The organism is Olivibacter sp. CPCC 100613, assembly GCF_036959255.1.
Classification (GTDB): domain Bacteria; phylum Bacteroidota; class Bacteroidia; order Sphingobacteriales; family Sphingobacteriaceae; genus Olivibacter.
In genome coordinates this window covers 843,290-864,925 of record NZ_JAWMTI010000002.1, presented here as the reverse complement: position 1 = coordinate 864,925, position 21,636 = coordinate 843,290, and the positions used below count along the sequence as shown (strand labels likewise).

Genomic DNA, 21,636 nt, shown 5'->3' with positions numbered 1-21,636 from the left:
ATGGAAGTTCCTTTGTGCTTACTTGATTTAGTATCCATTGTTTCATAGGGCATGAAGTGAATACGATGATCGACAACATGAACCCTAAAAGAATAGGCGGAATTTTTTTCAAACAGCTATTCACTCCCATGTTGTAAAAATACAATTAATTAAAGAATAACTGATTATTACACTGTCTCAATTTTGTTTCATATATGCACAAACCCGCTATTGTTCAGAAAATGTGAAACGAAACAATCAAAATGAAGACTTCGATGTTTATTAAAAAAACAGAATATGACCAATCTATCACTCTATTTGCCCAATAAAAAAAATGGAAGAAACTTTTCTCTGCTTGCTGCAGATATTGGGGGAACAAAAACAAGTCTAGGTTTATTCAAAGTAGAAGAAACACGGATTACATTGCTTAACGAGAAAACCTTTCCTTCCCAACGTTACCATTCTTTCGACGACATTTTAGACGAATACCTAAAAAACTGTCTTGATACACCTCCTGATATATTATCTATAGGTGTAGCTGGGCCGGTGGTGAACAATTCCGTAAAATTGACCAATTTATCGTGGAGTATCGATGCTAAATTGTTGCAACAGAATCGAGATTGGAATAAAGTATGCTTATTGAATGATCTCGAGGCAACTGCTTATGGCCTAGCCGGTGTTACAAAGGAGGACCTTGCAACCTTATATTCAGGCGAACAAAAAGCAGGCAATATTGCTGTGCTGGCACCGGGGACAGGATTGGGAGAAGCAGGTCTTTTTTGGGATGGAAAATACTATAGACCATTTGCTACGGAGGGAGGTCATAGCGAATTCTCTCCACGTACGGAGCTCGATGTAGAGCTTTTTCACTATTTGCGTAAAGAAAGCCCGTTAATCAGTTGGGAATATTTGATCTCAGGGGCGGGAATACACCGGATTTATTCCTTTTTACGAGAGATTAAAGGATATAAGGAACCGGCTTGGCTAACCGAAAAATTAAATACGGAAGACCCTGCTGCGGTAATAAGTCATACTGCCATGCGTGAGCTGAATGATGCATGTATTAAGGCGATGCAGTTATTCGTGAGCTATATGGCCCGGGAAGCAACGAGTTTGGTGCTTAAATTGAAAGCTACTGGTGGCCTATATCTTGGTGGCGGAATTCCTCCGAAAATATACCCGCTTTTACGGGACGAACTTTTTCGCCAACAATTTATCCAAAGTGATCGTATGGAAGTCCTCCTACAGCATGTGCCAATCCATCTGCTTTTAAAAAGCAGAGCTGCGTTGATTGGCGCGGCATATTATGGTGCTTTTGGTAAGGATGTATGAGCTCAAGTGCAATTAAGTACTTTCTTCAAGTATCGATAAAATATTACCGGCAGGGTCGGTAAACCAAGCAATCTTCGGGCCTGGTCTAGAACCATCCGCATTGGCAATTCCGTTTTTATCGGTTTGAATTTCTCCTGTATAGGAAATGAATTGGATGCCTTTGGTTGTCAATTGATTGACCATGGCAACTATATCTTCTACAACAAAGTTGAGCACCGTAAAAGTGGCGGGGCTATGATTCTCTTTTGGATAAATAATGACGGTATGGTCGTTCTTCAGGTGAAGCTCAAGTACGCCCATTTCAGCACGTACTACGCCCAATCCTAGGGTATCTTTGTAAAACGCTTCGGCTTTTCCCAAATCGTCTGTGGAATAGCTGCCGAAAACTTGATTGTTTTGTAACATAATGATTCCTCAAATTAGTAGTTCAATCATTCATTTATTCTAAGATTGAACTATTTTTCTTTCACTGGTAACAATTGAATAGCAATCTTGTTCGTGACGCTGTCGTTAAATTTTTCTAGCTCGCAAACGGTTGCGTTTACATCCTTTTTGGTTTTAAAGTTATTAAGCCTTAAAATTGTTCAATAGGGCAAAACGAGCCAAATCGAGAACAGAAAATGTAAAACCAGTTATGAAATCAACAATATCGAAACAAATATTTGCTATAGCAAGCTTAATCATCCAGTTTATCATTCCCTTTATCGGAAATGCGCAACAGAAATCTTCAAGACCTAATATTATTTATATCTACGCCGATGACTTAGGTTATGGTGATGTAAGTGCTTATGGTGCAACTCAGATACAAACTCCCAATTTAGATCGTCTCGCCATCGAGGGGACACGCTTTACGAATGCACACAGTACATCTGCCACCTGTACACCATCCAGATACGGACTGATAACGGGTATTTACCCTTGGAGGCAACAGGGAACGGGGATACTTCCCGGTGACGCTAAACTTATTATACCTATCGACCGAGTCACATTGCCCCAAATTTTTAAAAGAGCTGGTTACCAAACGGCAATAGTTGGTAAATGGCATTTGGGACTAGGTATGCAAGTGAAGAAGAACTGGAATGGAGAGATTAAGCCAGGTCCGAATGAAGTTGGTTTCGATTATTCTTTCATTTTTCCGGCGACTGCCGATCGTGTGCCGACCGTGTTTATGGAGAACCAGCGTGTGCTCGGGCTTGAAGACGACGACCCGATCGAAGTAGATTATGAACACAAGGTAGGTAATGACCCTACTGGTAAGGAACATCCCGAATTATTGAAAATGCCATCATCCTCAGGACATGGACATAATCAGACAATTGTGAACGGTATTGGGCGTATTGGATATATGAGTGGGGGCCATCGTTCAAGGTGGGTGGATGAAGAGATTTCCACTACATTTTTAACGGTTGCCAAAGAGTTTATTGAAAAAAATCAGAAGGAACCCTTTTTTCTTTATTTCTCGCTGACAGAGCCTCACGTCCCTCGAATGCCTGCCACTCGATTTAAAGGTAAAAGCAATCTCGGTTATCGTGGGGATGCTATCCTTCAACTTGATTGGACAGTGGGACAGCTTGTAGAACAAATTGAAACGCTTGGTTTAGCGGATAATACGATCATTATTTTCTCCAGCGACAATGGGCCGGTACTTGATGATGGATATGACGATGGTGCTGTAACGCTCCGTAATGGTCATATGCCCGCGGGATCATTAAGAGGAGGAAAGTACAGTATTTTCGAAGGGGGGACGCGAGTGCCTTTCATTGTAAGTGGTGCAGGAGTAGCCAAGAAGAAAGTCTCGAACGCGCTTATCTGCCAGATGGATCTATTGGCGTCTGTCGCTGATATGTTGAATCAGAAAATACCATCGGGAGAAGCCGTTGATAGTCAGTCACTATGGGATGTTTTTCTCGGTACAAAAAATCATGGTCGATCTCATTTGGTTGAACATGCCGGGAGCCTGGGAATCATCAAGGACAACTGGAAATATATTGAGCCTAGCAATGCACCAGTATATGCTAAATTAACGGATACCGAACTGGGGAATGCAGCAACTGTCCAATTATATGACCTGTCTAACGATATTGGTGAAAAGAAAAATGTTGCGGCAAGGTATCCTGAAGTAGTAAAAGAAATGGCAGAACTTTTGGAAAAGGAACGTATGGGGCATAAGTGATTTCATTTCGAAACGACCGCAAGAAACGGATTGCATGTTGACAATCCTTTCTTTAACTTGGGCCATGCAAAATCAGCAATTAATAATACCGGTTAATGGTCCCTTTAATTTTAAAGAATGCCTATGGTTTCTTGATAGAGGATACGATGATTGCTTGATTCGTGTTTACCGAGATCATTTTCGAAAAGCCTTGATTGTAGAAAATGAAGAGATTATCTTCGATGTCTTTGGTGATATTGAAGGATTAAAAGTAACGATAATCAGCGGAAAACTAAAAGAACAAACCATTGATTATATCAAACGGTATTTGACGGAATGGTTTGACCTTGAAAATGATTTGGAGGATTATTACCGTGCTATATCGTTTGATGAAAGATTGAATTATATGTCCGACACGTTTTATGGCCTACGCTTAATTGGTATTCCTGATCTTTTTGAAGCGATTGTTTGGTGTATTATTGGGCAACAGATCAATCTTACATTTGCTTACAAAATTAAACGACGTTTAGTGGAAGAATTTGGTAAACAGGTTAATTGCCAAAACCAAACTTTTTACATTTTCCCTTCTCCTCAAGATTTTAAAACGGTAGATCCGCAGGATTTACTTCGGATACAGCTCTCTAAAAGCAAAGCAAATTATATTCTTGAAGTAGCTAAAGCTTTTTTAGAGGGCCGAATCAATAAGAAAGTGCTAATTGAACAAGCAAGCTTTGAGTTGCAGCAACGATTGTTAATGTCGATTAAGGGGATTGGTCTTTGGACCGCAAATTACGTCTTGATGAAATGCATAAGAATAAATAACAGTGTACCGTATGGTGACGCCGGATTATCGAATGCTCTTATTCAGCACCAAATAATTGCAAACAAAACAGACTTGGTAGGCACTAAACATTTCTTCAGGCAATTTGAGGGTTGGGAATCTTACCTTGTTTTCTATCTATGGCATAGCCTGTCTAAAAATGTGAAGATTAACTCAGTGCATCGTGAAAAATGATGCCAAGGGCATACCGTTGACCTCCATGTAGCGGACTTACCCCATGTTTCATGTTTATTTTATAAAAACCTTTGGTTCCCTTTGTCGATCGAAAACTTGTCGTAAATATCAATAAGTCGCCCTGGTCCGGTTGCAGTACATGGGCTTTTGATTGCGCACGGGGTATTTGCTCAGTGATAACAAATTCGCCCCCGGTATAGTCTTTTTCAATCTGATTAAGTACAACAACCAGCTGCAAAGGAAAGTAAACCGGTCCGTATAAGTCCTGATGCAATGTATTAAAGCCACCCTTCTGGTATTTTAATATTAGTACGGTTGGTTTCATCTGTCCTTGTTCTTGGCAACGCCTTTGCATTTCGTTAAAAACAAGCGGAAATCGGGTGTCTAAGTTCAGCTCGTTCATCCATTGATTGGCCACCGATACAATTTTTGGATAAATCATTTCCCGCAAGGACGAGATGAGTGGCGGTAGTGGGTAGTTGTAATATTTATATTCGCCTAAGCCAAAACGATATTTTTCCATTATAACAGTCTTTCTATAAAGCGTATCATTGTTGTAGCTTTCGATTAACAATTTACATATGTCCTTTGGAATGACATTTTTTATAATAGCAAAACCTTTTTTATGCAATATTGACGAAAGGCGAGTCCAATCTTGTTCTTCTATTGATGAAAAATAATGTTCCATATGAGTTGATGCTAGGTGAACGATTTTTGTTTTGTTGATTTCCATTTCTGATACTGATTTTTTAAACAATGACCACAAGGACGATATCCGTGATGAATTGCCTCCTGCTCATCATAAAAGAACACACGATGAACAATTTTCATTCTTTTGCCTGAAATGCAGGATAATAAGCCATATATTTTTTTGGGCCTATATCCAGCTAAGCTTACACGCCCCTTGCGAATCAGCCAATGCAGCTTGGCCTTTATTTCTTCAGGGCTTCCTCCAAGTTCAGTATGTTGATACATGTATAAATTATTTTCTTCAAAATAAATTGATGCTTATTATATAGGAAACCCGAAAATTGCTGTTTTTGAGGAATACATAATTGCACATATCTCAGTTGACTGTAACAAGAATTAAAAAAATTACCTTTCTTTAAAATAAATTAATATATTTACTTAGCGTAAATCGCTGATAATCACTTTTCCAATTATTTTAAAAACAAATTATGAAAAACTATTTTGCAGAATTTTTCGGAACTTTCTGGTTGGTTTTTGGGGGGTGTGGAAGCGCACTGTTTGCAGCAGGTATACCAGATTTAGGCATTGGCTATATGGGAGTAGCGTTTGCTTTCGGTTTAACAGTACTTACTATGGCTTACGCTGTAGGTCATGTTTCGGGCGGGCATTTTAATCCTGCAGTCTCAATTGGACTTCTTGTAGGTGGACGCTTTCCCGCTAAAGACTTGTTGCCTTACATTCTCTCCCAAGTTTTGGGGGCACTTGCTGCTGCAGCCATCCTGTACTTGATATTAGCGGGGAATGCGAGTCCTCTGGCAATTGATAATACGAAGGCTGGAGCTTTTGCCGCAAATGGTTACGGTGCTTTGTCTCCTCATGGTTATCAGCTTGGTGCGGCCTTTCTGGCAGAAACCGTATTAACGGCCTTTTTTCTTATCGTGATCCTAGGAGCAACGGATAAGTTTGCTAATGGTAAATTTGCGGGTATTGCCATTGGCTTGGCACTTACTTTAATCCATCTCATTTCCATTCCCATAACAAATACATCAGTAAATCCTGCGCGCTCTACTTCACAGGCGGTGATCGCGGGTGGAGAGTACCTTAGTCAATTATGGTTGTTTTGGGTAGCACCCATTGCAGGGGCAATCATAGGGGGCTTAATTTACAAATCGCTTATTCAGAAGAACGGAACGAACTGACTTTTTTATATGATTTTCAACAGGGGTAACCGTTAGGCTACCCCTGTTGTATATTGATAGGTTACACTGAACCTGATTCTTCACCCTCTAGCAGCTCTGCTATCCTCTCGTTCTTTAGGAGCCACCTTCCAAGGCGATCAATTAAAAAAGTGTCTTTCATATTTTTAGGTAGTTAATGACCTTTTGTCGTCATACCTAGGGCCATGTTAAAATCAAATAAATTTCAGAAAAGACAAGACAATGAGCCCACGTGCACACGATTTTGCTAACTTTGTTTGCAAGGTCTTCTATAAAATTTTGTAGATACATAGCTATATGAATTTAAACGTTATCCATAAACGTGTTATCGACTTCTTAACAAAAACAGATAAACCGATATTTTTAACTGGTAAAGCTGGAACGGGGAAAACTACTTTTCTTCATCATATAAAAACGACTATAACGAAAAATCTGGCGATCGTGGCACCCACTGCTATTGCTGCTTTGAATGCAGGTGGTGTTACTATCAACTCGCTTTTTCAAATACCTTTTGGTCCATTGATTCCTCAAAGGAACCCCGACGATTTCCATTCCGGTAAGCCGCTGCATATGTCGCCCGATAAAGCTAAGTTGCTTATCAGTCTGCAGTTGCTCATCATCGATGAAATTAGTATGGTTCGTGCGGATGTTATTGACAGAATTGATTTGATATTAAGGAACATCAAAGGTTCTACTCGACCATTCGGTGGTGTTCAGTTGCTGATGATTGGTGACCTTTATCAATTACCACCGGTTTATCAGCATGATTGGCCTGTTTTACAGCAATATTATGTTAGCCCTTATTTTTTCAATAGCTGGGCTTTTGAATCCTTGCCCTTATTCAGTTTTGAACTGACCGAAGTTTTTCGACAGGCAGACCCTACCTTTATTCGTATGCTAAATAGTATTAGAGATGCTAATATTGATGATTCGCTTCTCACGGTTCTGAATCAACAATATAAGCCGGAAATTGCAACAGCATTGACGGATTACGTCACACTTTCGACACATAATAATTCTGTACGGCAAATCAATGAGGCTCGCTTACAAGAGCTGGAAGGAGAGGTGGTGGTATACAAAGCGAGGGTTGTTGGTGATTTTCCCAAAGATGCCTACCCTGCTGAACTGGAATTAAGCCTCAAAGTGGGAGCGCAAGTTATTTTTATAAAAAACGACTCAAGTGGTAAGAAGCAATACTATAACGGGCGCACCGCTTGTATTATGAAGGCAATGCAGAACAACATTCGCGTCCGTTTTTTAGATGATGGCACAGAGCTTGACGTATTACCCGAGACTTGGGAAAACACAAAATATACTCTCAATGAATCGGAGGGGAAAATAGCATCCTCATCCAGCGGTTCTTTTACTCAATATCCTATTAAGTTGGCTTGGGCAATCACTATTCACAAAAGCCAGGGTTTGACATTTGATAAAGCTGTGATCGATGTAGAAGCCGCTTTTGCGCATGGTCAAACCTATGTGGCGCTCAGTCGGTGCAGAAATTTGGATGGTTTGGTGTTGAAAGCACCTATAAGAATCGAGAACATAATGACAGATCCGCGTATAATTGCATTTATGAATAAGTGCAGAATGCAAAGCGGTCAGGACGCCTTATTGGACCAGGCGGTAATAGAATCTGCTTATAAATGGATCGCTGATGTTTTTGGTTTTAAGAATATTGAACTGGAATGGAACATATTGAAATCCATGTTGAGTACATTGGTAAGGGAAGAACTTATTGTAGCAAACCTTCGTGAAATAGAGGAAATTTTAATGAATCAGGTGAGAAAAGTAGCTGACAAATTTTTAATGCGGGAGTTTGCCAATTTGGATTGGAGGCTTCCACTTGCTGCACAGGATAATTTTTTGCATCGTCTAAAGCAGGCGATCATCTATTTTAAACCCAAAGTTGACTCCCTATTGGACCTAATCCAAGGACTAGTGACTTTACCTATCGAGGAGGGACTTGACCCCGAATTTTTCTCTATATATAATCAGTTATTAATACATTTGAAAGGGAAGCAAGCCGCTTTGCAGATCGACTTGGCGCTAACTGATTTGCAAGAACTGTCGGCAGCGATGATAACAGCGGCGCTGAATCACCCCCCTGTTTATCAAGTGAAGAAAATAGCGGTTGAACCTAAAATTAGCGATTTGGTGGACCCCCGATTACTCAACGAGATTTTTGCATGGCGGACAGCGAACAGCAAAAAGACCGGGCTTGCAGATTACCTTGTTTTAAGTGAACAGCTTTGTATGGCGATTGCAGCCAAATCGCCGAAATCGTTGGGAGAATTGGCACAAATAAAAGGGATAGGGGTTGGAAAAGCAAAGGAATTAGGTGATGAATTTGTAAAGATCATTCGTCATTTTCACGGTGAACACGATTTGTTTGGTTAGTGAGCATAGGCATCTTTTTCACGCCCATTTTTAACCGGTCCGCTTGTTGAAAACAAAGGAACTGACTAAGAAAGGTAAGGGCAGGCCGATCATACAGATTAAAATTAGCAGTTCTTTGATTGCATGGGGCAAGTTAAAGGCTCCTTTTGGTGTATTGCTGAGCGGAACTACCAAAAAATTCATAATAGTCCAGATGAAGAGACCATAAAATATGCCTGCTAATACCTTGTTCTTTGATATAATCGGAAGACGATTATACAGCAGGCAGAAAAATACAGTAAACGAAATCGCAATGCCATAATGTAACAATAACCCAATGAGAATGATAGGTATTCCACTAGACAAAGCTTCTGAACCAAATATTCCGCTTGCAATATATTTGAATATAAACACCGGATCTTTTCCAGTTGTTAGATAGTATTTTATTAAGGCTGCCGTGATGTCGAACGTTCCTACTATTAAACCGACTATTAAAACTTTCACAGCTATGGATGATACCGGTAAATTGGTTTGATTTTTCATAATTGGTTACTATAATGGATAAGGCGGAAATTGTTATACAAAAGAACTAAATATTATTCATACTTCTGTTTTCCGCCTTGCTTTTGTAGGCTACTGTTCGACCGGGAAACGTGATCTCGTTGGAACTTCACGTACCTCAACAACGCCTCCATGCTTTAAAATAGGGCAATATGCTGCATATTTTAAAGCACTTTGAAAATCTTCCGCTCGGAGTATAATGTTACTAACTACGCGCGTATTGTTTGCTACAACAACTCCTTTGCGGACCTGCTTCTTCGCGCCTTTAATAATATAACCTTCGCCGGGGAAGGCATAGCTATAGACATAAACACCTTCTTTTTGCCACCGTGCAATCGTTTTTTCCCATTCAGGACTTACAGCTTTTGCAAGCTCGTTTGAATAGGTCGTAGGAACGCTAACAAGAAGACTGAACTCTTTCATAGGGATTTCTGCTTCTGGTTTTAAACTAATGACTGTTTGCGCGTTCGACCATTTACTTACAATGCTTAAAGCAAGGAGAATAAATAATTTTCGATTTTTCATAAGATTTCTATTTTATTGCCAGGCTCTTCTTTGAAAATGAACCTTCTAGGGCAAAAATGCAACCTGAAATTGATCTAGACTTGTAAAAAATCATTGATCTTGATACGGCTTCATAAGAAATATAAAAAGGACCGATCATATTTCGTAGTAGCAGCGATATGCGGAAAAATCATTACCTTTATTCTTTTAAGAGAACCTAAAAAAGAATGCACGAAAACATAAGTACAAAAATACCCCGTATTGAAGTAGTAGATGCATTGCGGGGCTTTGCTGTGATGGCGATTCTATTAGTTCATAACTTAGAACATTTTATCTTTCCCGTTTATCCCGATTCCACAAATTATCCACATTGGTTGTCTATTTTAGATCAAGGGGTCTTTGATATCACCTTTTCGTTGTTCGCTGGGAAATCCTATGCCATTTTTGCGCTTCTTTTCGGGTTTACTTTTCATATACAATACACGAATCAGCAAATAAAAGGAAATGATTTCGGTTATAGGTTTCTATGGCGACTTTTGTTATTGGTAGGGTTTGCGGCGTTAAATGCTGCCTTTTTCCCGGCTGGAGATGTATTATTACTGTTTTCGATCGTTGGTATACTTCTATTCATTGTAAGAAATTGGAGCGATCAGGCGATTCTTATAGCTGCCGTGATTTTGCTGTTACAGCCCGTTGAATGGGTTCATTATATTTTAAAACTAATGGATTCATCTTATACTTTACCCGATCTGGGTGTTGGAGCTATGTATAAAATGGTGGCTGCTTATACAAGTGAGGGGGATTTTAGTAAGTTTATCTTAGGGAATTTAACTTTAGGGCAAAAGGCGAGCTTATTATGGGCGGTAGGTGCCGGGCGATTCCTTCAAACGGCTGGTCTATTTCTTTTAGGTCTGTTGATCGGACGGAAGCAACTTTTTTTGTTTTCCCCAAGAAGTATCCGTTTTTGGACGTTTACACTTATTTTCGCTTCTATACTTTACGGCCCGCTCTATGTCTTAAAAGTGAATATTTACGATCAGGGAAGTACCGAATTTATCAAGCGCACGATCGGAGTCGTATTTGATATGTGGCAAAAACTGGCCTTTACTTTTGTATTGGTATCTGCCTTCGTTCTTCTATATCAAACAGCGAAGTTTAAACGACTTACGTCCAAATTTCGATATTATGGGAAGATGAGCCTCACTAATTATATTATGCAATCAATTGTAGGTGCTTTCCTTTATTTTCCATTTGGCTTGTACCTAGCGCCACACTGCGGATATACCCTAAGTTTATGTATTGGTATTATTGTCTTTTTTCTACAGGTCTTATGTTGTAAGTGGTGGCTTAAAAGATATAAACAGGGGCCACTGGAAAGTCTATGGCATAAGTTAACATGGATAAGATAATCCTGGCACGTTAATACCCATTTTTACACTTTTTAAAATTTAATCTTAACCATTTTTTACAAAATCTATGGAATGTCAAAAGAATATCTATATTTGTCTACTTATTCTATAGATTTTATTATGTTTAAACAAAAACTACTCCTCTTTTTTCTAACAACACTAATTTCTCAGTTTGTTTTCGCACAACAGACGATTACTGGTATCGTCAAGGATGCGGACGATATTGCCATTCTTGGCGCAACGATACTTATCAAGGGGACTAATTTAAAAGCAGTGACTGACGCGAACGGTGAGTTTACAATACAGACAGCAAGCGTGCCACCTTTTACACTTTCTGTTAGTTCCGTAGGATTTCGGACAAGAGATGTTCAAGTTCAAGAAGTCAATGGGCGTAAACTAAATATTGTATTACTTACAGATGATTTTCAGCTTTCGGAAGTTGCCGTTACGGCACGACGTCGTACCGAACGTGTACAAAATGTTCCGATTCCTATTTCAGTAATTGGTGGAGCGCGCGTTGAAAATGCAGGTGCATTTAATGTTAATCGATTAAAGGAACTGGTTCCCGCTGTGCAGTTATACTCATCTAATCCTAGAAATACAACATTGAATATTAGGGGTTTAGGTTCTACATTTGGACTTACAAATGATGGAATAGACCCAGGTGTTGGTTTTTATGTAGATGGAGTCTATTTTGCTCGTCCGGCGGCAACTACGCTCGACTTCATTGATGTTGAACGTATAGAAGTGTTACGGGGGCCTCAGGGCACGTTATTTGGAAAAAATACAACAGCTGGAGCTTTCAATATTACTACACGCAAAGCTAGTTTTACACCAGAGGTTAATTTCGAGGCTAGCTATGGAAATTATGGTTACGTTCAAGCAAAAACTTCTGTTACAGGACCACTAACCAGAAATTTAGCAGCGCGCGTTTCTTTTTCGGGGACTCAGCGAGATGGTGTATTATACAACGTTGCTACCGACCAGCATGTAAATGATCTTAATAATTTAGGATTTCGGGGGCAGTTACTCTACGCGCCATCTAATAATATTAATATTGTATTAGCAGGTGATGTGTCGAGACAACGTCCCAATGGTTATGCTCAAGTAGTCGCTGGTGTAGTACCTACGCAGCGCGCAGCTTACAGACAATTTGAGCAAATTATTGCGGACCTCGGCTATAATCTGCCAAGTCGTAATCCTTTCGATAGAAAAATAGATCATGATACACCATGGCGATCAGACAATGATTTGGGTGGTGTTTCTTTAAATGCAGATATCAAAATCGGTTCGGGCACATTAACTTCAACTACTGCATGGAGATATTGGAATTGGAATCCGTCAAATGACCGTGATTTTACGGGGCTTCCTGTTTTATCACTTTCACAAGCACCGTCTAAACATCAGCAGTGGTCACAGGAGATTCGCTATGCCGGTGATCTTTCTTCCCGTCTAAGTGGCGTTTTTGGTGTTTATGCTATTGGGCAACGATTAAAGACAGATCCATACCATACAGAAGAATCGGGTTCGGCGCAATGGCGATTCTCTCAAAATTCGACAAGTGATTTATGGGCAACACCGGGTTTGCTTGATGGGTATGGTATTCGCACCTATTCAAAGTTGACATCCTTTAGTGGTGCGGTATTTGGTCAGCTCGACTGGTCGATCACCGATCAATTGCATGTATTACCGGGGCTCAGGTTTAATTACGACGACAAGAAAGTAGATTTCAACCGCCAAACTTACGGTGGACTTCAGACGGATGATCCCGAGCTTTTAGCAATAAAAAGGGCCGTTTATACTGATCAAGTGTTTAATGCGAATACCGATAATACCAATTTGTCAGGACAACTAACGCTTGCCTATAAACCTAATGATCGTATTAATTCTTACACTACTTTCTCAACTAATTACAAACCGGTGGGACTCAATCTCGGTGGTTTGCCAACCAGTAATGGTGAACCAATGTTAGAATTGGCGGAGATTAAACCCGAATACGTTACACATTATGAGATTGGTATAAAAACAAGCCCTTCTGATAATGCAACCTTAAATCTTGCGGTTTACAATACGAATATTAAGGATTTTCAAACACAGGTACAAACAGCAGAAGTAGGTGTAAACCGCGGCTATCTGGCAAACGCAGAAAAAGTGCGTGTACGGGGAGCGGAACTTGATGGTAATGTATTTATTGGTAATGTCTTTTCTTTGTATGGCGCTCTTTCATATACAGACGGTAAATATATTTCCTTTAAAAATGCGCCTGTTCCATTAGAAGAAACGGGTGGTGAATCTGCCTTCAAGGATATTTCAGGCGGAAGGCTGCCCGGGATTTCAAAATGGGCGGGGTCTTTAGGTGGTCAGGTTGATCTGCCAAGTAAGTTTCTTACTTTAGGAGGAAGTTACTTCCTCGCACTCGATTCTTATTTTCGTTCTTCATTTTCGTCAAGTCCATCTCCATCCCGGTATTTAAATGTAGATGGTTATCTATTGTTGAACGCACGACTTGGATTTCAGGCAAGTCAAGGTGTGTCTTTCTTTATTTGGAGTCGGAATTTATTGGATAAAGATTACTTTGAGCAATTACTTCCTGCGGCGGGTAATGCAGGACATTATGCCGCTGTATTAGGTGATCCGCGCACCTTCGGTGCTACTGTTCGCTATAGCTTTGGTAAAGCGATAAGATAGGTCGTCAAAGAGGATGGGGAGAAATATTGCTAATTGCGATCTCAATCCAAAGGGGCTGGCTATTACATTCAATTGCATCGTATGTGCCAACTTCATTGGATTGAGATCGCTATATAATATGGGAAAGATAGTTTTGGTGCCCCTTTTTTCGGATAGTAGCTTGTTATAGACTGACTTTATAATGGTTTTCTTTAAGATCTCCTTTTCAAATCCGTCACTAATAAAGGATTTTCTTTCTTTAATTCTTTTACCAAATTCTCAACTGCCGTTGTCGTTGGATTTTGTTGAAGCCGCTCCAATTCTGTAGATGTAATGCCTATCAGCTGCAAAAAGGAGACTTCTCCGTGAGCGGTGTCTATCTTGCCTAATTCAGGGTCTAGCGCCAAAACAAAACCGGTAATATCTGTATCTGTATTCAGCCTTATCGGTCCGTTGGCTGGTATAAAATGGTTTTCTTCAAACCATCGACCGCTATTATTTACGTAACGCGCGAGATTATTCATTACCTGTATTGCCCAGATAGGATCTTTTTCGTCCTCGTCAAAAGGAACCAGTCTAAAGGTGAACTCAAATCCCCATTTACTAAATTCTCCCCCGGCTTTTTCCTCGTCGTAATAAAGCTCACTCATTCCATAACTTATAATATGTCTATGAAATGGCTCCTTGTGATTGTCGTAAATACTCGCGCCATCTATAGGATCTGTTCCGCCTGCCATATAGTGCAAGCCACATAGTGGGGGATAGTGTCGCGGTTCAATTTGCCCATATACTTTTTCAATTTGGGCATCGATAGATAACCAGCCTACAGCGTCTTCTTCTTTGTATTTGTCTTTATATTCTTCTGTTGTCATATTATACTTCATTAAATGTTAAACGCATTCAAATATTAAAAATAAAATGTATTGAATGAATATCTTTCTTGAAAATGGCTGATTTCGGTGATATCGGGTCCTCGATGATTTTCTTGTTAAAATTTTATCATTAATTGTTCGTTTCTCGGGTGTAAATGCTTAATTTTTTCTGATTTTGTTCGGCTTTCAGTAAAACAAAATCATCGTTTGAAAATTTATAAAGAGTTGTTAAACAGTGATAAGTGTGTTATATTTGCCGCTTATTGAGATCTTCTCGCCTGACTATATTAATAAAAAAGTAAAACTTTCAAAAAAAAGATATTTAATTCGATGAGAATTTTAAACCATTGGCTACCTTTGAAACCAGTAATTTTAACCGCAGGCAATTTTTTGAGAGCTCAATGGTAGTGCTCATCTTCTTCTAAGCTTACTTTAAATGCCTGTTTTACATGAAAATAATTTATTTTAACTAATGGAACATAAAATCAAAGTCGCAATCCTAGGTGTAGGAAATTGCGCAAGCTCATTGGTACAAGGTGTTGAGTATTATACTAATCATCCTGATCAAAAATCTGGCTTAATGACAGATGACATTGGAGGCTATCGTGCAGCAGATATCGAATTTGTTTGCGGGTTTGATGTTGATGAACGAAAAATTGGGAAAACTTTGAAGGAAGCCATTTTTGAAAAACCAAATTGTACAATGGTTCTGTATGACCAAATCAGCTCTACTGCTCCAATATATCCATCCGTTGTTCTTGATGGCGTTTCACCACTGATGGCAAGCTATCCGGAGACACAAAGATTCAAAATTGCAGAACCTTTAAAAGCAACTGATATGCTTGACAATGGTTCGGCATATGATAAGGTGCTTGTGGATACTTATCGTGAGCAGATTATTAACCAATTGAAAGGACATCAGGTTGAGATTTTGATCAATTATCTACCTGTTGGTTCGCAAATTGCTACCGAATTTTTTGCGGAAATATGTTTAGAACTAGGTATTTCACTGGTGAATTGTATCCCGGTATTCATTGCTTCTGATCCTGTTTGGGAGCAACGGTTTATTGATGCAGGTATTCCGATTATTGGAGATGATATGAGAAGCCAGTTTGGAGCAAGCATTTTGTCACAAATGCTTCAGGAACTCGCATTTGCACGTGGACACCATGTTAAAGCTCATATTCAAAGAAATATTGGTGGTAATACAGATTTCTTGAATATGGAAGACAAAAATCGATTGAAATCGAAAAAGATCTCGAAAGAAAACGTTATCAGAGCACAAAATGATATCAGAAATATATCGACTGAAAATAGCTTTTTACACGCAGGGCCATCGGAATACATCGCTTATTACGGGGACAATAAGGTAGCTAATTTCAGATTAGAGCTAGAAGGTTTTATGGGAGCACCCGTTATATTAGATGCACAATTATCTGTTCAGGATTCTCCTAATTCTGCCGGGGTAGTGATTGATGCTATACGGTACGTATACGTAGCGAGAGAATTGGGCATCGTAGGAGCCCTAAGAGGCCCTTCTGCTGCCACGCAAAAAACACCTCCCGAGCAAATGATGTTCAGTCAAGCACTGGAAGAGTGTCATGCTTTAGCGAAGCGTGAATTGACAGCTTCTACGAAGAGTCAGCTTAAAAAAACACAATTAGTGACGGAATAATCTTCTTTAAAATGGGAGAAACGGTAAGTGTTCAACAGCGCTTGCCGTTTTTTTTTTGAATAATAATGTGTACCCCTCCTTTTTTCAGGGATAGCGAAACTTTCATTTTCCCGCTATCTTTGGACGAAAGGATGACATGTTACGCAATCTGGCCTTTGTTCTTAATAAATGTCCAAGCAAGTTTTCCTCATCGGCGGTTTCTATCAATGATACGACCAGAATAGATGTGCAATTGAAAAGAAGGAATATATGGGTTAGGTCCCCGTCTTCAGGTAAGGAAAAAAAGCGAAATGGTCACTTTTTGAATTTACCTTAACCATAATACCACGAGAACCGATAAAGTGATCCTCGCCCGCGTTTATTAAAAATATTGAGAACTTAGTGCGTAATTATGAAAAGGAGGTATATGCCTCCCTTGTTGAAAGCGAAATAAATAATACAACGAGAAATTGGCTCTATACTATTGCTTCGAGGCAGAAATCGGATAATGGTAGAACACTCATTGTACTTTTTCGTATGCACGGAAGTTGTTTCTATTTAGCAGAAATGGAAATAGAAAACATACAATTGCGCGTCTTTCCGTTGGACCAATGGAAGGAGATGGTTTTTTAATGCCTATTAAAATAGTACCTTCGTGGTAAGGAAGGCGTTCTTTTTATATTGATTTGATAAAGACCTTCTCAAAAACACGAATGTACATACCTAAAAATTTTGCATTTAATGACCAGGAACAGTTGTTGGAATTTCTAAAGGCGAACAGTTTTGGTCTTATCGTTAATGGAGATGCGCAAATGACGCCTATAGCGACACATTTGCCTTTCACGGTTGAACATGCAAGTGAAAGGCTTGTACTGAAATCGCATTTTGCTAAAGCCAATAACCAATGGAAATCAATAGAAGAAAAGCGTGTTTTAGTAGTATTTTCTGGCCCCCATGCTTATATATCTCCTAAAAATTATGAAAAAACAGAAAGTGTACCCACATGGAATTATGTTTCAGTGCATGTCTATGGAACCGTTAGCTTAATCTGGGAACGGGAAGAAATATTGGACGTGCTAACAGCTACGATCAATTTTTATGAAAAGGATTATAATGAGCAGTGGAAAACCTTGCCTAAAGAATATATCGATCGAATGGTTAAAGGGATTGTTGCTTTTAAATTAGATGTACAAGAGATCCAGGGTGTAAAAAAATTAAGTCAGAATAAAACACTAACAGAACAGAAACGGATTATCAACGATTTGGCGGGACATAATGATGTAAATGATCAAGCGCTGGCATGGCTAATGCAAAAAGAGTTACAGGTAAGTGATGATCTGAAATAAATACAGTACTAGTGCCACCATCCATTCAACTTTCTGATTAAGAGAATTTGCCCGACGTGATAAGCATTATGATCTAGAATTAGCAATGCTTCATTAAAAAGAGTTTGTCCTGTCCCGTGATCAAAGCGTTTAAAAATGTCCAAGTCATTCTGTATTAACGCGACGAAAGCTTGATGATCTTCCCGAATCTTATCTTGTGTTTGTTTCCATTCCAAACTGTTTCTGGGACTACTTTGTTTGGGCCAATAGCCCGAGGGCCAGTCAGGAGATTTGTAACTCGGATTACGGCAAAATTCCAATATATCGAATTGGGAAATACGGATATGTTCCGTTAGTTGCCAAATATTGTAAGGAAAGTGTTCCTTTTTTTGTCCGGCTTGCTCCCAAGAAAGTCCGTGTATTGCGTCAAAAAGATCAACATGCGCACCACTCCTTGTAAAGCGATCCAATAGTTGTCCTTTTACTTGTGCAATGAGATTATCTAGTGAGTTTTCCATGCATGTAAAAGAATTAAGTCATTGATTTTGTTTTAATAAAATTCAAAATCTTTATATTGATTTCAGGTATCTCTTTTTGGGTGTTAAAAATATTGGCCTCAACTCCCTTGCTTTACTAGTTCTCAGGATAAAAAAGTCATTTTATTATTTATTATATTTATCTTTGTTGCTAAGATATTTAGAGACTAATATTTTTTTCGATGATTGATAACTCAAAAGAGCAGCAGATCCAAACCTTTAGATCCCTAAGCAGGAAATATTCCGATACATCCATATTGATGCACGAAGCGATTGCTCGGGAAATAGGATTGTCGGGTACGGATCATAAGTATTTAGGCTTAATAATGCAAAATGGGCAAATGACTGCAGGTGAATTATCCAGGCTGACTGGATTGACAACGGGAGCAGTTACTGGTTTGGTAGACCGACTTGAAAGGAAAAAATTGATCAAAAGACAATTTGATAAAGAAGATCGGCGAAAGGTAATGATTGTACCAAATACAGAAAATGTTTTCAAGTTACTAAATCCCATTTTTGATAAGCTAAATGAGAAAACAATGGAACTGGTAAATTCCTTTTCGGAACATGAAATCAATATGCTCGAGCGATATTTTCGTTCTGCCATTGATATCATGAATGAAATGATCGAACAACTAAGAGCATAATAAATATGGAATACAGCGCAAATTATATAGTACGGGCAGAGATATGGCTATTTATTACAACACTTGTTTATTTTCTGATGAATGGAGCACAGATTTTTGAAACTGCAGTGATTGTTCCGAAATGGACAGCCTCACCACCGGAATCATTTCAGCTGCTGGGCGGAAAATATGGACTCAATTTAAAGACTTTTTGGATAGTGGTTCATTCCATTCATGAACTTACATTCGTATTAGCACTTATTTTTTGTTGGAAAATTATTCCTGTCAGAAATTGGGTCTTGCTTCTTTTTGTTCTGCACATGGCCGTACGTGCTTGGACACTTTTGTATTTTGCACCGAATATTATCGCATTCCAAAGTATTGCCAATGGATCAGTTCCGGAAGCGGATCTATTAGCTAAAGCAAATCTTTGGCGAACGCTCAATTATGTTCGTGTAAGTCTTTTTATCCTGATATCATGTTGTTTCATTCCCCTTTGTATGTGGATTATAAACATAAAAGTCAGATAAAACTCAAAAGCTGATGATTTATAGGTACTAATCGCTCGTTTTAACGGCGTTGATTTTTTGCTTTTTCCAAAGCTGATAGTCTGTCTTTTTATTGTATTTCTTCGCGTTATTATATCGGTTTTTTCTGCCCAAATGATATTAAAAAGCCACTTTTTTTGTATCTTTATAAGATATAGATAGAACCTGTATAACCAAAGAAATTACGTTATACAAAAGTTTTTTATTTACTTTTTCAATTTTAATGTTCTTTAAACTATTTTTTACATTTACAAAAATTGGCCTTTTTACAATTGGTGGGGGATACGCAGTGATTCCATTGATAGAACGCGACATTGTATCACGTGGTTGGTTGTCTAAAGAAGAATTTTATGAATTACTCTCTATTACTGAATCGTTACCGGGCGTTTTTGCTACAAATATTGCCGCGCTAGTGGGGTATAAAATTAACGGTCTGAAAGGCGGCGCCCTTGCTGCATTGGGAACGATTATTGCACCCTTTATGATCATTATTTTGATTGCTGCTTTTTTTAATAGATTTCAGGAAAACGTATGGGTTGCGAAAGCATTTAAAGCATTGCGCCCAGCTGTTGTTGCACTTATTGTGGCTCCCTGTTTTTCGGCGGCAAAAGCTAACAAACTTACTTATAAAACAGCAGTGATACCAGTTGTCGCATGGCTATTAATGTGGCAGGGAAACGTCTCGCCTATTTTTATTGTTGTTTTTGGATGCGCTGCAGGAATAATTTATCATATTTTCAGAGAGAAAAATAAGGGAAAGTAACGTGATTTTTTTGAGATTATTTTGGGTTTTTACAAAGATTGGTGTTTTTGGTTTTGGTGGTGGGTACGCTATGCTCTCGTTGATTCAGCATGAAGTTGTAGAAAAAAACGGCTGGATGACAAAGCAGCAATTTACCGATTTAATAGCGGTATCTCAAATGACACCTGGACCGATTGGAATCAATACGGCTACCTATGCAGGCTATACTGCTCTTGAAAATTCGGGCCATTCTCCCTTTATAGCTGTTTTAGGCTCCATTGTCGCTACTTTTTCTTTATGCTTACCTTCATTCGTTTTAATCATTCTAATATCTTATTTTTTCAGTCGCTTTCGAAGCAATAAATATTTTACCTGGGCTATGACAGGTGTTAGATTATTAAGTGTGGCGCTCATAGGACTTGCAGCCGTATCTTTAATGACCCACGAAAATTTTATAGACTATGTAAGCCCGATTTTATTCTTAGGAGCACTTTTCCTCTCAGTTCGTTATAAGTTACATCCGGTTTTTATAATAGCAATCGCAGCGATTGTCGGAATTGTTATTTATTAAATAGTATGGCCCTTCTGTCTTGGATCATTTTATTATACCGACTTGTGTCATTAGGAAACTCGCGTTTCTATTTTTTGTGATTCTTTTTTTGATTGTATAATCAAAAGACGAGCCTTCCCCCGGCATAGAGCTGAGCCCGTTGACGAAAACGAGTTTCTTGAAGCATGAAGCTATTTATACGTTCCGTGTATACAGCATGTAAGTTTTTTATGTGAACAAACCGATTTTACAATGGTAATCTTTTGAATCGAGTTTGACAACGTCGCGCTTAGCGATAATGTGCAATAAATTGCTAATTTTATCACAGCAAATTCCAGTACCTATTTATACTATGAAACAGATATTTCAAAAAGGAGCGATAAATCCATCTTTTATTTCCACTAGTATTGCTAAACATGCCACCAAAACAGAAATTGGAGCTCACCATATTTTTTTAGGGCAGGTGAGGGCGGACTTGATTGATGGCAAGGAAGTGGCCGCGATTGAATATACAGCTTATGAAGAAATGGCACTTGAAAAAATGCACGCTATTCGAGAAGAGATTTTTAACAAGTATTCCTTGACTTGTATGCACGTGCACCACAGCTTAGGTGTAGTAAAGACGGGTGAAATTTGTCTTTTTGTATTCACTTCCTCACCACATCGTAAAGCGGCAATGGAAGCTTGTACGGAAGTTGTAGAAAGGATAAAAAGTGAATTACCGATTTGGGGTAAGGAATTGTTAGACGACGGGTATCAATGGAAGGTAAATCAATAAACAAGGGCGACTAAAAGAGATATAGAGGTCTGTGAGTGTCATCAGCTAGGCTAGCAATTTTTTGAACAAGTCTTATAAGTTTTATATTTTAACATCTTTT

At 38.9% G+C, this 21,636-nt stretch carries 22 protein-coding genes; 15 read left to right on the top strand and 7 right to left on the bottom strand.

Annotation, left to right across the window (positions count from 1 at the left end):
- Window positions 1-276: 276 nt before the first annotated feature.
- The gene (gene glk, locus RYH73_RS10120) at window positions 277-1,311 is read left to right on the top strand and encodes a glucokinase (RefSeq protein WP_335313303.1); all 1,035 of its coding nucleotides are present in this window, start codon (window positions 277-279) and stop codon (window positions 1,309-1,311) included.
- 12 nt (window positions 1,312-1,323) lie between these two features.
- Here glk and RYH73_RS10115 read toward each other — a convergent pair whose 3' ends face one another.
- Window positions 1,324-1,716, bottom strand: coding sequence for a VOC family protein (locus tag RYH73_RS10115; protein ID WP_335313302.1), 393 nt, complete (start codon window positions 1,714-1,716; stop codon window positions 1,324-1,326).
- 229 nt (window positions 1,717-1,945) lie between these two features.
- Here RYH73_RS10115 and RYH73_RS10110 point away from each other — a divergent pair, with 229 nt between their 5' ends.
- Window positions 1,946-3,484, top strand: a complete 1,539-nt coding sequence (locus tag RYH73_RS10110) for a sulfatase family protein (protein WP_335313301.1) — start codon at window positions 1,946-1,948, stop codon at window positions 3,482-3,484.
- A 34-nt stretch (window positions 3,485-3,518) separates the two neighbouring features.
- Window positions 3,519-4,478 carry a DNA-3-methyladenine glycosylase family protein gene (locus RYH73_RS10105; RefSeq protein ID WP_335313300.1) on the top strand — a complete coding sequence of 320 codons (960 nt, stop codon included), beginning with the start codon at window positions 3,519-3,521 and terminating at the stop codon, window positions 4,476-4,478.
- Here RYH73_RS10105 and RYH73_RS10100 read toward each other — a convergent pair.
- A complete protein-coding gene (locus RYH73_RS10100; RefSeq protein ID WP_335313299.1) occupies window positions 4,453-5,166 on the bottom strand; it encodes a 2OG-Fe(II) oxygenase in 714 nt (237 codons plus the stop codon). The genes RYH73_RS10105 and RYH73_RS10100 overlap by 26 nt on opposite strands.
- 11 nt (window positions 5,167-5,177) lie before the next feature.
- Window positions 5,178-5,453: an Ada metal-binding domain-containing protein gene (locus RYH73_RS10095; RefSeq protein WP_335313298.1), complete on the bottom strand. Its 276-nt coding sequence runs from the start codon at window positions 5,451-5,453 to the stop codon at window positions 5,178-5,180.
- Window positions 5,454-5,656: 203 nt separating this feature from the next.
- Between RYH73_RS10095 and aqpZ the strand changes: the two genes are divergently transcribed.
- Complete coding sequence (aqpZ, locus tag RYH73_RS10090; RefSeq protein ID WP_335313297.1) at window positions 5,657-6,367, top strand: aquaporin Z; 711 nt, start codon at window positions 5,657-5,659, stop codon at window positions 6,365-6,367.
- 315 nt (window positions 6,368-6,682) lie between these two features.
- Entirely contained in the window at window positions 6,683-8,785 is a 2,103-nt protein-coding gene (locus RYH73_RS10085) for an HRDC domain-containing protein (RefSeq protein WP_335313296.1), read from the top strand.
- Window positions 8,786-8,815: 30 nt separating this feature from the next.
- Here RYH73_RS10085 and RYH73_RS10080 read toward each other — a convergent pair whose 3' ends face one another.
- Window positions 8,816-9,307 carry a hypothetical protein gene (locus RYH73_RS10080; protein ID WP_335313295.1) on the bottom strand — a complete coding sequence of 164 codons (492 nt, stop codon included), beginning with the start codon at window positions 9,305-9,307 and terminating at the stop codon, window positions 8,816-8,818.
- Between the two features lie 90 nt (window positions 9,308-9,397).
- Window positions 9,398-9,850, bottom strand: coding sequence for a hypothetical protein (locus RYH73_RS10075; protein ID WP_335313294.1), 453 nt, complete (start codon window positions 9,848-9,850; stop codon window positions 9,398-9,400).
- A 206-nt stretch (window positions 9,851-10,056) separates the two neighbouring features.
- On the opposite strand from RYH73_RS10075, the gene RYH73_RS10070 reads away from it, so the two are divergent.
- On the top strand, window positions 10,057-11,238 hold the full coding sequence (locus RYH73_RS10070; protein WP_335313293.1) for a DUF418 domain-containing protein: 1,182 nt from the start codon (window positions 10,057-10,059) through the stop codon (window positions 11,236-11,238).
- 120 nt (window positions 11,239-11,358) lie between these two features.
- Complete coding sequence (locus RYH73_RS10065) at window positions 11,359-13,926, top strand: TonB-dependent receptor (protein WP_335313292.1); 2,568 nt, start codon at window positions 11,359-11,361, stop codon at window positions 13,924-13,926.
- A 191-nt stretch (window positions 13,927-14,117) separates the two neighbouring features.
- Here the strand turns inward: RYH73_RS10065 and RYH73_RS10060 are convergent, their stop codons facing one another.
- Complete coding sequence (locus RYH73_RS10060) at window positions 14,118-14,777, bottom strand: suppressor of fused domain protein (RefSeq protein WP_335313291.1); 660 nt, start codon at window positions 14,775-14,777, stop codon at window positions 14,118-14,120.
- Window positions 14,778-15,249: 472 nt separating this feature from the next.
- Between RYH73_RS10060 and RYH73_RS10055 the strand changes: the two genes are divergently transcribed.
- The 3 genes from RYH73_RS10055 to RYH73_RS10045 all read left to right on the top strand — a co-directional run bounded on the left by RYH73_RS10055 (window position 15,250) and on the right by RYH73_RS10045 (window position 17,777).
- Window positions 15,250-16,452: an inositol-3-phosphate synthase gene (locus RYH73_RS10055; RefSeq protein ID WP_335313290.1), complete on the top strand. Its 1,203-nt coding sequence runs from the start codon at window positions 15,250-15,252 to the stop codon at window positions 16,450-16,452.
- A gap of 381 nt (window positions 16,453-16,833) precedes the next feature.
- On the top strand, window positions 16,834-17,064 hold the full coding sequence (locus RYH73_RS10050; protein ID WP_335313289.1) for a hypothetical protein: 231 nt from the start codon (window positions 16,834-16,836) through the stop codon (window positions 17,062-17,064).
- Window positions 17,065-17,144: 80 nt separating this feature from the next.
- The gene (locus RYH73_RS10045) at window positions 17,145-17,777 is read left to right on the top strand and encodes an FMN-binding negative transcriptional regulator (RefSeq protein WP_335313288.1); all 633 of its coding nucleotides are present in this window, start codon (window positions 17,145-17,147) and stop codon (window positions 17,775-17,777) included.
- Between the two features lie 8 nt (window positions 17,778-17,785).
- On the opposite strand, the gene RYH73_RS10040 is transcribed toward RYH73_RS10045, so the two are convergent.
- Window positions 17,786-18,274: a DinB family protein gene (locus tag RYH73_RS10040; protein ID WP_335313287.1), complete on the bottom strand. Its 489-nt coding sequence runs from the start codon at window positions 18,272-18,274 to the stop codon at window positions 17,786-17,788.
- 200 nt (window positions 18,275-18,474) lie between these two features.
- Here RYH73_RS10040 and RYH73_RS10035 point away from each other — a divergent pair, with 200 nt between their 5' ends.
- The 5 genes from RYH73_RS10035 (at window position 18,475) to RYH73_RS10015 (ending at window position 21,536) form a co-directional block, all read left to right on the top strand.
- Window positions 18,475-18,939 (top strand): MarR family winged helix-turn-helix transcriptional regulator, encoded by a 465-nt coding sequence (locus RYH73_RS10035; RefSeq protein ID WP_335313286.1) that lies wholly within the window; start codon window positions 18,475-18,477, stop codon window positions 18,937-18,939.
- A gap of 5 nt (window positions 18,940-18,944) precedes the next feature.
- Entirely contained in the window at window positions 18,945-19,448 is a 504-nt protein-coding gene (locus RYH73_RS10030; RefSeq protein ID WP_335313285.1) for a transposase, read from the top strand.
- Between the two features lie 241 nt (window positions 19,449-19,689).
- On the top strand, window positions 19,690-20,229 hold the full coding sequence (locus RYH73_RS10025) for a chromate transporter (protein WP_335313284.1): 540 nt from the start codon (window positions 19,690-19,692) through the stop codon (window positions 20,227-20,229).
- A gap of 1 nt (window position 20,230) precedes the next feature.
- Window positions 20,231-20,779 (top strand): chromate transporter, encoded by a 549-nt coding sequence (locus tag RYH73_RS10020; RefSeq protein ID WP_335313283.1) that lies wholly within the window; start codon window positions 20,231-20,233, stop codon window positions 20,777-20,779.
- A gap of 331 nt (window positions 20,780-21,110) precedes the next feature.
- Window positions 21,111-21,536: a molybdenum cofactor biosynthesis protein MoaE gene (locus RYH73_RS10015; RefSeq protein WP_335313282.1), complete on the top strand. Its 426-nt coding sequence runs from the start codon at window positions 21,111-21,113 to the stop codon at window positions 21,534-21,536.
- The last annotated feature ends 100 nt before the right edge of the window (window positions 21,537-21,636 follow it).

What these genes read in the sequence shown, in the direction of transcription:
- glk (WP_335313303.1), top strand. Translation starts at nt 277, where the DNA reads ATGACCAATCTATCACTCTATTTGCCCAATAAAAAAAATGGAAGAAAC.
- RYH73_RS10115 (WP_335313302.1), bottom strand. Translation starts at nt 1,716, where the DNA reads ATGTTACAAAACAATCAAGTTTTCGGCAGCTATTCCACAGACGATTTG.
- RYH73_RS10110 (WP_335313301.1), top strand. Translation starts at nt 1,946, where the DNA reads ATGAAATCAACAATATCGAAACAAATATTTGCTATAGCAAGCTTAATC.
- RYH73_RS10105 (WP_335313300.1), top strand. Translation starts at nt 3,519, where the DNA reads ATGTTGACAATCCTTTCTTTAACTTGGGCCATGCAAAATCAGCAATTA.
- RYH73_RS10100 (WP_335313299.1), bottom strand. Translation starts at nt 5,166, where the DNA reads ATGGAACATTATTTTTCATCAATAGAAGAACAAGATTGGACTCGCCTT.
- RYH73_RS10095 (WP_335313298.1), bottom strand. Translation starts at nt 5,453, where the DNA reads ATGTATCAACATACTGAACTTGGAGGAAGCCCTGAAGAAATAAAGGCC.
- aqpZ (WP_335313297.1), top strand. Translation starts at nt 5,657, where the DNA reads ATGAAAAACTATTTTGCAGAATTTTTCGGAACTTTCTGGTTGGTTTTT.
- RYH73_RS10085 (WP_335313296.1), top strand. Translation starts at nt 6,683, where the DNA reads ATGAATTTAAACGTTATCCATAAACGTGTTATCGACTTCTTAACAAAA.
- RYH73_RS10080 (WP_335313295.1), bottom strand. Translation starts at nt 9,307, where the DNA reads ATGAAAAATCAAACCAATTTACCGGTATCATCCATAGCTGTGAAAGTT.
- RYH73_RS10075 (WP_335313294.1), bottom strand. Translation starts at nt 9,850, where the DNA reads ATGAAAAATCGAAAATTATTTATTCTCCTTGCTTTAAGCATTGTAAGT.
- RYH73_RS10070 (WP_335313293.1), top strand. Translation starts at nt 10,057, where the DNA reads ATGCACGAAAACATAAGTACAAAAATACCCCGTATTGAAGTAGTAGAT.
- RYH73_RS10065 (WP_335313292.1), top strand. Translation starts at nt 11,359, where the DNA reads ATGTTTAAACAAAAACTACTCCTCTTTTTTCTAACAACACTAATTTCT.
- RYH73_RS10060 (WP_335313291.1), bottom strand. Translation starts at nt 14,777, where the DNA reads ATGACAACAGAAGAATATAAAGACAAATACAAAGAAGAAGACGCTGTA.
- RYH73_RS10055 (WP_335313290.1), top strand. Translation starts at nt 15,250, where the DNA reads ATGGAACATAAAATCAAAGTCGCAATCCTAGGTGTAGGAAATTGCGCA.
- RYH73_RS10045 (WP_335313288.1), top strand. Translation starts at nt 17,145, where the DNA reads ATGTACATACCTAAAAATTTTGCATTTAATGACCAGGAACAGTTGTTG.
- RYH73_RS10040 (WP_335313287.1), bottom strand. Translation starts at nt 18,274, where the DNA reads ATGGAAAACTCACTAGATAATCTCATTGCACAAGTAAAAGGACAACTA.
- RYH73_RS10035 (WP_335313286.1), top strand. Translation starts at nt 18,475, where the DNA reads ATGATTGATAACTCAAAAGAGCAGCAGATCCAAACCTTTAGATCCCTA.
- RYH73_RS10030 (WP_335313285.1), top strand. Translation starts at nt 18,945, where the DNA reads ATGGAATACAGCGCAAATTATATAGTACGGGCAGAGATATGGCTATTT.
- RYH73_RS10025 (WP_335313284.1), top strand. Translation starts at nt 19,690, where the DNA reads ATGTTCTTTAAACTATTTTTTACATTTACAAAAATTGGCCTTTTTACA.
- RYH73_RS10015 (WP_335313282.1), top strand. Translation starts at nt 21,111, where the DNA reads ATGAAACAGATATTTCAAAAAGGAGCGATAAATCCATCTTTTATTTCC.